This window comes from Maricaulis sp. MIT060901 (assembly GCF_047123815.1).
GTDB lineage: Bacteria > Pseudomonadota > Alphaproteobacteria > Caulobacterales > Maricaulaceae > Maricaulis.
The window spans coordinates 1960617-1973905 of sequence record NZ_CP138920.1 but is presented as its reverse complement, the minus strand read 5'-3'; the positions used below and the strand labels follow the sequence as shown (position 1 = coordinate 1973905).

At 62.5% G+C, this 13289-nt stretch carries 11 protein-coding genes; 8 read left to right on the top strand and 3 right to left on the bottom strand.

The window, feature by feature from the left end:
• The first annotated feature begins 12 nt into the window (after nucleotides 1-12).
• The 3 genes from SIC17_RS09780 (at nucleotide 13) to SIC17_RS09770 (ending at nucleotide 5323) form a co-directional block, all read left to right on the top strand.
• The gene (locus SIC17_RS09780) at nucleotides 13-1533 is read left to right on the top strand and encodes a DUF6504 family protein (RefSeq protein WP_412545227.1); all 1521 of its coding nucleotides are present in this window, start codon (nucleotides 13-15) and stop codon (nucleotides 1531-1533) included.
• Nucleotides 1533-4808 (top strand): error-prone DNA polymerase, encoded by a 3276-nt coding sequence (locus tag SIC17_RS09775; RefSeq protein WP_412545226.1) that lies wholly within the window; start codon nucleotides 1533-1535, stop codon nucleotides 4806-4808. The genes SIC17_RS09780 and SIC17_RS09775 overlap by 1 nt, the downstream gene beginning before the upstream one ends.
• 146 nt (nucleotides 4809-4954) lie before the next feature.
• Complete coding sequence (locus SIC17_RS09770) at nucleotides 4955-5323, top strand: BlaI/MecI/CopY family transcriptional regulator (protein WP_291891368.1); 369 nt, start codon at nucleotides 4955-4957, stop codon at nucleotides 5321-5323.
• Here SIC17_RS09770 and SIC17_RS09765 read toward each other — a convergent pair.
• The 3 genes from SIC17_RS09765 to SIC17_RS09755 form a co-directional block, all read right to left on the bottom strand.
• Nucleotides 5314-6258 (bottom strand): alpha/beta fold hydrolase, encoded by a 945-nt coding sequence (locus SIC17_RS09765; RefSeq protein WP_412545225.1) that lies wholly within the window; start codon nucleotides 6256-6258, stop codon nucleotides 5314-5316. The genes SIC17_RS09770 and SIC17_RS09765 overlap by 10 nt on opposite strands.
• Before the next feature lie 76 nt (nucleotides 6259-6334).
• The gene (locus tag SIC17_RS09760) at nucleotides 6335-8641 is read right to left on the bottom strand and encodes a TonB-dependent receptor (protein ID WP_412545224.1); all 2307 of its coding nucleotides are present in this window, start codon (nucleotides 8639-8641) and stop codon (nucleotides 6335-6337) included.
• A complete protein-coding gene (locus tag SIC17_RS09755; RefSeq protein ID WP_412545223.1) occupies nucleotides 8638-9546 on the bottom strand; it encodes an alpha/beta fold hydrolase in 909 nt (302 codons plus the stop codon). The genes SIC17_RS09760 and SIC17_RS09755 overlap by 4 nt, the downstream gene beginning before the upstream one ends.
• Nucleotides 9547-9653: 107 nt before the next feature.
• Here SIC17_RS09755 and SIC17_RS09750 point away from each other — a divergent pair, with 107 nt between their 5' ends.
• The 5 genes from SIC17_RS09750 to SIC17_RS09730 are packed head-to-tail and all read left to right on the top strand — an operon-like array spanning nucleotide 9654 to nucleotide 13280.
• Complete coding sequence (locus SIC17_RS09750; protein ID WP_412545222.1) at nucleotides 9654-10241, top strand: TetR/AcrR family transcriptional regulator; 588 nt, start codon at nucleotides 9654-9656, stop codon at nucleotides 10239-10241.
• Nucleotides 10238-11035: an enoyl-CoA hydratase/isomerase family protein gene (locus tag SIC17_RS09745; protein ID WP_291891359.1), complete on the top strand. Its 798-nt coding sequence runs from the start codon at nucleotides 10238-10240 to the stop codon at nucleotides 11033-11035. The genes SIC17_RS09750 and SIC17_RS09745 overlap by 4 nt, the downstream gene beginning before the upstream one ends.
• A complete protein-coding gene (locus SIC17_RS09740) occupies nucleotides 11036-12538 on the top strand; it encodes an acyl-CoA synthetase (RefSeq protein WP_412545221.1) in 1503 nt (500 codons plus the stop codon).
• Nucleotides 12535-12903, top strand: a complete 369-nt coding sequence (locus SIC17_RS09735; protein WP_291891356.1) for a MaoC family dehydratase — start codon at nucleotides 12535-12537, stop codon at nucleotides 12901-12903. The genes SIC17_RS09740 and SIC17_RS09735 overlap by 4 nt, the downstream gene beginning before the upstream one ends.
• The gene (locus tag SIC17_RS09730) at nucleotides 12900-13280 is read left to right on the top strand and encodes a phosphate acetyltransferase (protein WP_412545220.1); all 381 of its coding nucleotides are present in this window, start codon (nucleotides 12900-12902) and stop codon (nucleotides 13278-13280) included. The genes SIC17_RS09735 and SIC17_RS09730 overlap by 4 nt, the downstream gene beginning before the upstream one ends.
• The last annotated feature ends 9 nt before the right edge of the window (nucleotides 13281-13289 follow it).

The following is a 13289-nucleotide window of genomic DNA, read 5'->3' as shown; positions in this document are numbered from 1 at the left end:
CCCTATGCGCTGGTGCACACCACCACGGGCGGCGAACGCCTCTACGCCCTCAATGCGGCGGCCAGTACAGCCGGGCTGAGACGCGGACAGGCCGTCGCCGACGCCAAATCCCTGGAACCGGGCCTGCAGGTGGAAAGCGCCTCCCCGGCGTTGGACAAACGCCTCCTGCAAGCCCTGGCCCGGGCCTGTGGCCGCTGGTCCCCCTGGACGGCTCCGGACCCGGGCCTGCCCGGTGAAGACGGCATATTGCTGGATATCACCGGCTGCGCCCGCCTGTTTGGCGGCGAGGAAAAACTGGTCACCGCTACGCTCGAGGCCGTTCGGGAACAGGGTTATATCGCCTACGCGGCGGCGGCCCCGACCCTCGGCCTCGCCTGGGGGCTGGCGCGTTATGCCGCCCGCCGGGAGAGCTCCGGCTTCATCCTCACCGACACGGTCAGCGAACCGCTCAACGCCCTTCCGGTCGAAGCCCTGCGTATCGGCGCGATGGCCGAACAACTCCGCCGTTTCGGGCTCAAGCGTGTCGGCGATCTGGCCGGTCTGCCCCGAGCCAGCCTGGCCCGGCGGTTTGGCCGCGAGCTGGTCTCCCGCCTCGACCAGGCCCGCGGGCTGGACGAGGAAGTGCTCAGCCCGCTACAGCCCCGCACACACTATCGCGCCCGGCTGCGCTTCCCCGAGGCCCTGCTCCTGCTCGACAGCATCAAACAGACTGTGCGCGAAACCGCCAACACGCTGTGCGAACAGCTCGACGCCCATGGCCAGGGCCTGCGCCGCGCCGAACTCAATCTCTACCGGGTGGATGGCAAAGTGCTCCTGCTCAGCCTGGGTACGGCCGCGCCCGCCCGCGACCCGGCCCATATCACCCGCCTGTTCAGTGAAAAACTCGATCGCGCCGAGATCGATATCGGGTTTGGCATTGATGTCGTGGAATTGCGCGCCAGCGAAACCACCGCGCTCAACACCCATCAGTCCGGCCTGCTGGACAGTGATGAAATGGCGCCGGACACAATGGCACGCCTGACCGATCGTCTCGTCGTGCGCCTGGGAGATGATCAAGTCCAGCGTGCGGCCCGGCGGGAAAGCCATATCCCCGAGCGCGCCGCGGGTTGGCGCCAGAATTCCGGTCCCGGGTCTGCCATCGTCCCTCATGCAGGCACCGCCCGTGCGCCTGGCGGCACGGCCCTTGCCGTGCGCGACAACACACCCGTACCGGCGCTCACAGGCCCGGAAAGCGAGGTTGATCCGGATCGCCCCCTGCTCATCCTCGCCCGGCCGGAACCGGCCCAGGCCGTCGCCGAAATCCCCGATGGTCCACCGCGCAGCTTCATCTGGCGCCGGGTCCGCCATCTCGTCCACCGTGCCGAGGGCCCGGAACGTCTCGCTCCGGAGTGGTGGCGCGACCAGCTCTCTCCCCGTTCGCGTGATTATTTCCGTGTGGAAACCCGCGAAGGCCGCCGTTTCTGGCTCTACCGCGAAGGCCTGTTCGGTCTGGAAACCACGAGCCCGGAATGGTTCGTCCACGGGGCGTCGTGATGCCTGATGCCGCCGAAATTCTCGCCTGTTCCAACTTTACCTTCCTGACCGGGGCCTCGCATGCCGATGAAATGGTCGCGCAGGCCGCGGCCCTGGGTCTCAGCGCCATCGGCATTGCCGACCGCAACAGTTTCGCCGGCATCGTGCGGGCCCATCTCGCGGCGCGCGATGCGGGCATCAAACTCCTGGTCGGGGTGCGCCTGGTCACGGTGTGCGGTTTCGAGGCCGTTGCCTATCCGCGCGACCGCGAGGCCTATGGCCGCCTGACCCGCATGCTGACCGACGCCAATTTCCGCTCCGTGAAAGGCCAGTGCGATCTCTGGCTGGACGATATCATCCGCGAGTCCGACCGCCAGATACTGCTGATCATCCCGCCACGCGAGAGCGAGCTGGACTGGCAGGACAAGACCGCCACCTTTCTCGCCGCCCTCCAGGACCGTGCCGCCCTGGCCCTGACCCGCTGGTTTGACGGCCGCGATGGCCGCCGCCTTTATGAGCTCACCCGCCTGGCCCGCGACTGGGACATTCCCACCATCGCCACCACGGATGCGCGTTTCCACGCCCCGAGCCGAAAACCCCTGGCCGATGTGGTCACCTGTATCCGCGAACACGTGTCTATCAAGCGCGCCGGCTTTGCTCTCGCCGCCAATGCCGAACGCCACCTCAAACCCCCGCACGAACTCTACCGGATCTTCCAGGGATATGAGGACGCTGTTGCCCGCAGCCTGGCCCTGGCCGAGGAGATCAACTTCTCTCTCGACGAGTTGGTCTATCAATATCCCGACGAAGTGATCGGTGCAGGCGAGACGCCCATGCAGACCCTGCGTCGCCTGACTCGTGACGGAATGGAAATGCGCTACCCCGCCGGCCCGCCCGGCAAGATCGCCCGGGCCGTGAAACAGGAACTCCAGCTGATCGACCAGCTCGATTACGCGCCCTATTTTCTCACCGTCTATGACATTGTGCGTTTTGCCCGCAGCCAGGGAATTTTATGCCAGGGGCGCGGATCGGCTGCCAATTCCGCCGTTTGCTACATTATCGGCATTACCGAGGTCGACCCGGCGCGCATTGACCTTCTCTTCGAGCGTTTCGTGTCCGCCGAACGCGGCGAACCGCCTGATATCGACGTCGATTTCGAGCACGAGCGGCGCGAGGAAGTCATCCAGTATGTCTATGAAAAGTATGGCCGTCGACGTGCGGCCATGACCGCGACCGTGAATTGTTATCGCCCGCGCGGTGCAATTCGCGAAGTAGGCAAGGTTTTCGGCCTGTCCGGTGACATCATCTCGGCCCTCTCCAAGACGCTGTGGGGCTGGCACAGTGACGATCTGACCGATGACCGCATTCGCGACGAGCTGGGCCTGGACCCCGATGCCGACGAAATCCGCCAGACCCTGCGGTATGCGCGCGAGCTGATGGGGTTTCCGCGCCATCTCTCCCAGCACCCCGGCGGGTTTGTCATGACCCAGGGGCGGCTGGACGAGATCGTGCCCCTGCACAATGCCGCCATGCCCGACCGCACGGTGCTGGAATGGGACAAGGAGGATATCGACGCGCTCGGCCTGATGAAGGTGGATGTACTGGGCCTGGGCATGCTGACCTGCGTCGCCCGCGCGATGGATATGATCCGCACCGTCTATCAGCGCCCGCTGGAAGTCAGCGACATTCCGCCCGAGGATACGGATGTTTACGACATGATCTGCAAGGCCGACACGGTCGGCGTCTTCCAGATTGAGAGCCGGGCCCAGATGACCATGTTGCCGCGGCTCAAACCACGCAATTTCTACGACCTGGTCATCGAGGTTGCCATTGTTCGCCCCGGTCCCATCCAGGGCGATATGGTCCACCCCTATCTGCGCCGCCGCGACGGGCTTGAAGCCGTCGACTTTCCCTCGACCGAGCTGGAAGAGGTTCTGGGCAAGACACTCGGTGTACCGCTTTTCCAGGAACAGGCCATGCGTATCGCCATCGTCGCCGCCGGCTTCACTCCCGCCGAGTCCGACAAGCTACGCCGTTCGATGGCCGCGTTTCGGCGTTCCGGAACCATCCATGAAATGGGCCGCAAACTCGTTTCTGGCATGATCGCCAACGGGTATGAGCCGGACTTTGCGGAACGCTGTTTCAAACAGCTCGAAGGATTTGGCGAATACGGTTTTCCGGAGAGCCATGCCGCCAGTTTTGCCCTGATCGTCTATGTCTCCTGCTGGCTGAAACGCTACTTCCCGGACGTTTTCCTGGCCGCCCTTCTCAATTCCCAACCCATGGGTTTCTACGCCCCGGCCCAACTTGTGCGGGATGCCCGCGATCATGGTGTTGAAGTAAGGCCGCCTGACATCAATCACTCTGACTGGGACTGCACGCTGGAGGCCTGCCAGCCCCCCTCATCCCATCGGCGCCTGCCCTTTGCCATGCCCACCGGTGAAGGCGGCGGGCGGTTTGCGGTGCGCCTGGGCCTGCGCCAGATCAAGGGTTTGAAAGAACCCATGGCCGCCCGCCTCATTGCCGCCCGCCAGGACGGTGGCGCATTCAACAGCGTGTCCGACCTGACCCGCCGGGCCCGGCTGGATCGCGGCACGATCGACCGCCTTGCCCAGGCCGACGCCTTTGGCTCTGTCGCGCTGGACCGCCGCAAGGCCAGCTGGTCCGCCCTCGCCCAGGCCGGCAAACCCCTGCCCCTGTTTGAACAGGCCGAGGATTATGGCGCTGAGAACCCGGTCGAATTGCCCCGGCTCTCGCTGGCTGAGAATGTCGCCCAGGACTATTCCAGCCTGCGTCTCTCCCTGAAGGCACACCCGATCAGCTTTTTCCGCAAGGAGTTCGAGGAGAAGGGCTTTTTACGCGCCGACCAACTCGCTGACCGGCGTGATGGTAGCTGGGTCAGCATCGCAGGGCTCGTCCTGGTCCGCCAGCGTCCGGGCTCAGCCAGTGGCGTCATCTTCGCCACGCTGGAAGACGAGACCGGTGTCGCCAATGTCATTGTCTGGCCCAAGACCTTTGAACGCCACCGCAAGACCGTCATGGCCGCCAAGCTGTTGACGGTAACCGGCCGCCTGCAGAAGGAAGGCCAGGTCACCCATCTCGTCTCCCACCGGCTCGACGATCAGAGCTGGCGCCTGGCCGCCCTCGCCGAGGGCGGCGAATTCACCGAGGCCACCGCTCATGCCGACGAGATCAACCGCCCCCAGGCCGATCCCCGCACTGTCGCTCTCTATCGCCGGATCATGCGCGGCGAACGCCTCGAAGACATCCTGCCCAAAAGCCGGGATTTCCACTGAGACCGGTCAGAAACACAGAAGGGACGCAGCAAGACCAGTCACTGCAAACGCCCAAATCGTTAACCGGCCCCGCTATTGCAAAGGATTTGTTAATCCTGTTCCATTGTTCAGGAATGGGTCGCTTGGTTCTTAGTCTGGAGTCCGTGATGTCTGCCACAGCCCTTACAAATCGCGAAAACGAAGCGATGCGTGTGATCTGGGACAAGGGCAGTGTGTCAGTCAGCGAACTGGCCGTGGCCACACGCCAGGGCGCCAGCCAGACCCTCAACACGCTGCGCTCTCTGGTTCGCAAAGGCGCGGTCGACCGCCGCCAGCAAGGCCGCCAGGTTACCTATCGTCCGCTGCTCAACCGTTCGACCGCCCAGACCCACGCCCTGGGCCGCCTGCTGAATGGTGAAAGCCCGGCCGGTGGCACGGGTGTCGTTGTCCTGCGCGAAAGCGATATCGACCCCCAGGACTGGGCCGACCTCCAGGCTGAAATCGAAGCGCGCCGCGCCAAACGCGCTCAGGGTTGATCCTCCAGAAACGCCCGCACGCGCTCCAGGCTCACCTCGGGCGCTTCTTCATGCACGACATGGCCGAGGCCCGGCATGACTTCCAGGCGCGCTGAGGGCATGGCGTCGACAAAACGCGGACCATGGTCGGGCGGGACGATGCGGTCGAGTTCGCCCCACAGGATCAGCGTATCAGCCTCGACCCGGGCAAGGTCTGTTTCCGGGGCTGGCAGGGTGAAGACCTCCAGGCGTTCGACCAGGGCCTGACCGACACCGGGCTGGCGCATCAGGTCGTGGACGCGCCCCGGTAATTCAGCCGGCATATTAGTCGGGTCCCCAAACAGCCCCGCGGATGCCGCGCCGACCATGGCTTGCGGAGCAGAGGTCATGAAGAAGGCGACCGGCGCAGGAACCGGCACCGGATTCTCGGTGACGCCATTGATTGAGAAACCACCCGGCGCCAGCAGGATCAGCCTGGAGACAAGTTCCGGCTGCTCGGCGGCGAGCCGCCAGGACACCAGCCCGCCCAGGGAATTACCGACCAGAACCACATCATCATGGCCCAGCGAGTCCAGAAGAGACGCAGTCAGCGCGACGGTCTCGCGTACTGAATAGCGCTGCTGCGGATCGGGACCGGTCAGGGCGTGGCCCGGCAGATCGAAGCGCACAACGCGATAATCGACTGCGAGGTCTTCCGCCCAGGCGTCAAAACTTTCCAGCGAATAGGAAAAACCGTGGATGAGCACGATTACAGGCGCGCCTTGCGGTCCTTGCTCGCGGACGCGGAAAGTCATGCCGTCGGCATCAACCCAGTGATCGTCCTCGCTCCAGTATGGCGACGTTGGAACGGGACGTTCAGAGGCCGGGCGCAGGTCCGCCGCCGGTTCAGGCTTGAAGAACATCCAGCCCACCACAACCAGCAGGATGACCACCAGGCCCAGAATCCATTTCATCATCGCTCACTCTCCCGAACTCATGCGACAGATCTCACAAAGAGAAACGGCGGGCCAGGCCCGCCGTTTCATGTTCAGCCTAGTAACGCCAGGCGGCCGTTGCGGTGACTGTGCGCGGCGGACCGTAATAGCCGATCAGCGTGCCCTCCAGGCCCAGCTCAGGAGCCAGCGTGTCGTTGTTGACGAAGTCATAGCCGGAGACGCGATATTCCTCGTCTGTCAGATTGCGACCATGCACGCCCAGCTGCCAGCGGCCATCACCGGATTCCCAAACAGCGGACGCATTCCACAGCGTGTAGGCTTCCTGGTCGAGTTCCGGGAAGGGGAATTCGAACTGGGAGCTATCGCCGCGATGACTGATCGTATTGGAAACCTGCAGATCTCCATCCGCGACCGGCCGGACATATATCAACGTGAAAGAGGCCGTCAGATCGGGGGTATTCTGGATGACGACCTGGTCGGAGACATCCACACCGAAAGCGTTGACGAACTCGTCATACTCGCCGTCCAGCAGCCCGATCGCCCAGCCCAGGGAGAGGCTGTCGCCACTGGTCATCATGTCCTGACCCATGTCGAGCATACCTTCATACTCCAGACCACGGATGGTGGCTGCGCCGGCATTCGTGGTCACACCGGTGAAGGTGTCGTTCACACCGTCATTATTGGTGTCCACACCCACGGAACCGGGCACCTGGATGTCGGTATAGTCCATGTGGAAAAACGCCAGGCTGTGGCGATAGCTGCCGCTCTGGTATTTCCAGCCGATCTCGAAACTGTCGACCGTTTCCGGATCGAAGGCCATGAAATCATAGATCTCGTCCGCGGTGACGGAACCAGACTGGTCAAAGTCCGGCGTGGCGGTCGTCTGGGCGCGCGGGTCGAAACCGCCCCCTTTGAAGCCCTGGCTGAATGTGAAGTAATAGTTGTTCGCGCTATTCGGCTGGTAAGCCAGCGACACGGTCGGCGAGAAATCATCCCAGCTGTTCGTGCCTGTGAAGTCAGACGTCGTGGCGATCGGCACACCTGCGCCACCAAAGAACTCCGAGAAACCGCCGACATAGGTGCGACGCAGAACCGTGGATGTACGCTCATCCTCGGTATAGCGGCCGCCCAGGGTCAGGCTGAACTCGTCATTGATGTCATAGGTGAAATTGGCAAAGACAGACCAGGTCTCGGTAGCAACATCGCCAAAGGTCTGGGCATTCAGGCCCGGCAGGTTGATCAGCGGACCGACATTGGCCAGTAGCACGTCAAAGACCGTCGAGGCATTGGCGTCGAGGTAGTAATACCCCATCACACCGTTCAGGCGGTCGCCGGAATAGAGCAGCTGGAATTCTTCGGAGAACTGCTCGTTTTCATAGATTGCCGGGACATCGAGATCGCCGCTCGGCAGATTATCGAAATCGATCGGGGTGACCGAACGGTCTTCACGATCCGAGAGAATATTGCGAACAGACCAGTTCTCATTGATCTCCCACTCGGCCAGCAGGGAGATACCCTCGGAGGTGACTTCCTGATCAACAACCATCAGGCCGGCACGCGTGTCATGGACATCATCCAGAACCGGAGCTCCGGAGAATGCGCCCGGGATCAGGCGATGACCCCCACGCGGATTTGAGGTGTCCTCGATATTGTCATAGGCGAGGCGGAAGAAGACCGTGTCGCTGGGCTCCCACTCGGCGGACAGGCGGTAGCCAAAAATGTCCTTGTTGTAGTTGTCCATACCGAGAAAGACGTTCTCGCCGAAACCGTCGCGCGTCAGGTTGGCAAACGTTCCACCCACGCGGAATGTATCGCTCAGCGGCGTGGACGCCGTGACGATCTGGTCGAACTGGCCGTGGCTGCCCACATTGACGCGCGCAGATAGGGTCGGGTCATCAACATCCAGACGACGTGTCACGTATTTGATCGCGCCACCGATGGTGTTGCGGCCATAGAGCGTACCTTGGGGACCACGCAGGACCTCGACGCGCTCAACATCGATCAGGTCGAGAACAGCGCCCTGCGGACGGTTCAGATAAACGTCATCAACATAGATGCCGACACCGGATTCGAAGCCGGCGACCGGGTCCTGCTGGCCAACGCCGCGCATGAAGGCGGACAGGGTGGAACTGGTGCCGCGGGAAACTTCGAGCGTCACGTTCGGCGTTACATCCGCAATCGCGACAATATCGACGGCGCCGGAACGTTCCAGCTCGACACCGCTGACAGCGGTTACGGACAGCGGCACATCCTGCAGGCTCTCTTCCCGACGACGCGCAGTGACGGTGATGACCTCGTCACTGGCGGAATTGTCCTGCGCGAGCGCCGGCGCGGTGACAACCAGGCCGCCCACCATGGTGCTCGCCATCAACAGCGAGCGGGTAAGTTTGTTTGACAGTTTCATTGGGTACTCCCCTCAAAATTACGTCCAGCGTCCCTGCCCGTCTGCACACGGTGCAGGAACGCGATAACCGCTTCCGAGAACTCTTCCGGTTCCTCCAGATGCGGTGCATGGCCCGAACGCGGAAAGCCCTTCCGTTCCGAATTCGGCAAAGATTCAACGAGATACCGGCTCGTCTCCGGTCCGTAGGCGTCACTGCGCTCGCCGTAGGTCACCAGGGTCGGCAAGGTGATGGCAGGCAGTTCGGCCCGAAAGTCTTCCTGGACCATGGCGCTCCACAGAGCGGCCATGGCCTTGGGATCACGTGTCTGGATTTCCGCGCGAATACGTCCGATCAGTTCCGGATCGCGGATACCGCGCTCACGGGAAATGATTTTCGGCGTGAAGGCCTCTGCATAAGCGGGCCAATCACGCTCCATCGCGCGGATGGCGCGGGCACTGGCGGCCGCATCGAGCCCGTTGGACATGCCAAGCTGCCAATCGGCGGTGTTGAGCACGCGTGGGGTCATGTCCTCGATGATGTGGCCCGAGACCCGCTCACTGCCGAACTCAAGCAAATGACGCCAGGCAACAAGCGCACCCATCGACCAGCCCAGGATCACGGCATTGGTCAGATCGAGCTGTTCCAACACCTCAGCTAGATCCGCAGCCAGCGTTCCAATCTCCAGCGGGAGATCACCGGAAGGTGTCAGCCCATGAGCGCGCAAGTCGGGTCGAATGACACGGAAATCGCTGGAAAGCTCGGCCGCGACAGCGTCGAAATACTCCGCCGTTACCGCCCAGCCGTGCACCAGCACAACAGGCTCACCGGAACCTTCGTCGAGGAAGGACAACAGGGTCCCGTCCCTCAATTCGAGGCTGGAGCGGCGTCCGGTTTCGTCCGGCTGGTGGGCACGTGCGTGGAGCACTGCGGCGTTTCTCCCCTCGCGCATCGTGGTGGCGCGAATTGTGTCATATTGATTTATCGTCAATCTTGTGAAAACTGAATCATATGTCAACTTCTGAAAATGCAGCCATGAGCTCAAAGAGCCCGAAAACCGCCAGGGGACAGCGGACACGGAACAAGCTTCTCGAAGCCGCAGAACTTGCGTTTGGCGAGGATGGATTCCACGCAACATCGATCGGTGACATCACCCGTCGAGCGAGCGTTGCGCTGGGCACTTTCTATGTCTATTTCGACTCAAAAGACGAGATTTTCCGGGCACTTGTGGCTCATATGGGTCAGATGGTCCGGGCCTGGATCGCCGAGCGCGTCGAGGGGGCCACAGACCGCATCGATGCCGAGCGAAAAGGCCTGATCGCCTACATCGAATTTGCCCGCGAACACCAGAATCTCTACCGCATCATCGAGGAGGCACAATTCGTCGCTCCTGATGCACACAAGGCACACTATCAGCGTTTCGCCGAGGGTTATAAGCGCAATCTTGGTGAAGCTGCGGAGCGCGGCGAGATCACGGAAGGAGATGTGTCCACCCGCGCCTGGGCCCTGATCGGGATGAGTGTTTTCCTGGGACTGCGCTTCGGTGTCTGGGGCACGGAACGCCCGGCTGAGGAAGTCGCAGACGCCGCGATCGCGATGATCTCTGAAGGCATTCGTCCGTGACGATCGCGCTTGTCGATAACCCGGTCCAGACCCGGTTGGACGGTGATTGCCTAACGCTGACGCTCAACCGTCCGCACCGGGGCAATGCGCTGACGCCGGAACTGCTTGGCAGTCTCTGCCAGGCCCTGGACACATATCGGCAAGCCAGAACGATCGTGCTGACCGGAAGCGGGACCGCCTTTTCCTGTGGCGGTGATATCCGGGAGTTTTACGACCGCTCGCACAACCGGGCAGGACTACTCGGTTTCGCCCGTGACATTGTCGGGACGCTCAACGAGAGCCTTCTCAGGATTGTCGACCAGAACGCCCTTCTTGTCTGCGCCCTCAATGGCCCTGTGACCGGTGGATCCATCGGGCTGATGTTGGCCTGTGACCATGTCATCGCCAGCGAAACAGCCTTCGCCCAACCCTATTATGCCCGCGTGGGCTTTGCCCCGGATGGTGGCTGGACGGCGATGATGCCAGACCGGGCCGGAACCGGTTTCACTCGCAATTGGCTCAGCATGGACAAGCGACTGGACGCGGGCGAAATGGCCCGACGGGGCCTTGTTGACGAGGTCTGCGAGAGCCGACAGCTCAATGATCGCCTTGCCCGGCTCATCACTCAATGCGAGCCCCTTGATCGCGCCAGCATTCGCGCCGGTCGCCTGCTCAGCCTGGGCGGCGCTGACCGGCTTGCACGAGCGCTGGACGCCGAACGCCTGGCCTTCCTCGAACTCATCGATCGAGATGAGACCGTGCAGCGCATGCATGATTTCCTGTACCCGCAGACACCGCCCAAAGGTGAGAGTTAGATGTTTTTCCTGCCCGACATTACCCGCCAGCGCGCCAAGCTGACGCCGGATGCGACCGCCTTCCATGTCATCGAGACGGGAGAGGAAATCACCTACCGCCTGCTCGAACAGCGCGCATCAAAAGCCGCAAGCTGGCTGGCGGAACAGGGTATTGAAGCGGGTGATTGTGTCTCCGTCCTGTGTCGGAACCGGGTGGAGTTCTTCGAACTGCTGTTCGCCTGCGGCAAGCTGGGCGCGATCCTGGTGCCTTTGAACTGGCGCATGCCGGGCAAGGAACTCACCGTGCTCATCGAGGACAGCAAGCCGAAACTCCTGCTGACAGGCGCGGAAGACGCCGCAGCAGCCGCCGAGGCCGGTGCGCTGACCGGACTGGAACCGCTCGCCATCGACAGCGATTACTGCGCAGGCAGGGATCGCTGCGAGCCCCATGCCGGCCGCGAGATCTGGCCCGGCGACGAGCCCTGGTATCTGATCTACACCTCGGGCACGACGGGCAAACCCAAAGGCGTGATCCAGACCTATCAGATGGCACTGGTGAACTATACCAATATAGGCCAGGCCATTGGCCTGCGTCCCGGAGACGCGACGCTGAATTTCCTGCCGCTGTTTCATACTGCCGGCATCAACTTGCACACCCTGCCCGTATTGATGAGTGGCGGGCTGGTCCACGTCCTGCCCGGTTTCGAGCCCGGCCCGATGCTCAAGCTGATCGGCCAAGGCACGCTGGATGTCTTCATCGGTGTCCCGGCCTGTTATCGCGGCCTCGCCCTGCATGAGGATTTCGAGAAGACCGATCTCACCCGTTTGCGTCACTGGTCTTGTGGCGGGGCTCCGCTGGCGGATGTACTGGTGGAAACCTTTGCCAGGCATGGCGCAACGGTTTGCAATGGTTTCGGCATGACCGAGACCGGTCCGACGGCCTTCCTGGTCGATGAAGCCAATGCCCTGGACAAGATCGGCTCTGTTGGCCGCGCCCAGCAGATGGTGGAAGCGCGCATCGCCGGCCCGGACAACCAGCCGCTGGAGGCGGGCGAAACCGGCGAAATTCAGTTCCGCGGTCCAGGTCTGACGCCGGGTTACTGGAAACGTCCGCAGGAGACCGCAAAGCTCTTCACCGAGGATGGCTGGCTCAAGAGCGGCGATCTGGGACGGTTTGACGAGGACGGTTATTGCTTCATCGCCGGCCGGATCAGGGAGATGTATATTTCCGGCGGCGAGAACGTCTATCCGGCCGAGGTGGAGAATATTCTCGACGAACACCCGGCCGTCCAGGAAAGCGCCGTTGCCGGCGTGGCTGACGAGAAATGGGGTGAGGTCGGCTGTGCCCACATCATCCTGCGCGTCAACCAGGAGGCCAGCGAGGAGGAATTGCGCACCTGGTGCCGTGAACGTCTGGCGGCCTACAAGGTGCCGAAATACGTTCGCTTCACATACGACCTGCCGCGCACGGCGGCCGGCAAGGTGCAAAAGCACCTCCTGCCCTGCCCGGAGGCAACACAATGAGCCGCGCGGTCAGGGAGCTCTCCTTCACCCAGGATGATTTTGACGCGTTTGCGCGCCTGTCCGGTGACGATAACCCCATCCATGTCGACCCGGAATTTTCCGCACACACCCGCTTTGGAAAGACGGTGGCTCATGGCGCGCTTTTGTGTTCCGTTCTGCGCGGACTGGTCGAGGAACTGGCCCCGGGCGCACGTCAGATCCGGCAATCGACCATGTATCCTGCACCCTCGCCGGCCGGCACCCCGCTTCGTTTCGAGGCCGAAATGACCAGCGAAACACCTGAAAACATGACGATATCCCTCAAAGTGATACGCTTGGAAGATGGTGAGACGACCTGTCTCGGGGAAACGGAGATCGCACGATGAATTCCGCCCTTGCTACCGGCCAGGCCGTCGAAACCTCTCGCATATTCGCCAGAACCGACGGAGACGATCTCATCCGGCTTTCGGGCGCACCGGGCTCGACGCACGCAGTACCGGAAGCCCTGATCAACGGCATGTTCTCCTATCTACTCGGTGTGGATCTGCCGGGCCAAGGCACGAATTACCTGAAACAGGAAACCGAATTCCTCGGCGATGCGGCCTATGGCGAGGAGCTGACGGCACGGGTAGAGATCACCCGCCTGCGCCCGGACAAACATCTGGTCGACCTGGAAACCACCTGCCGCAGCGAGAACGGCCGCCTGATTGCGCGAGGACGAGCGCTGGTTTTGGCCCGGGATGTCGCGGGCGCGTGGGGCTAGTCATTGCCG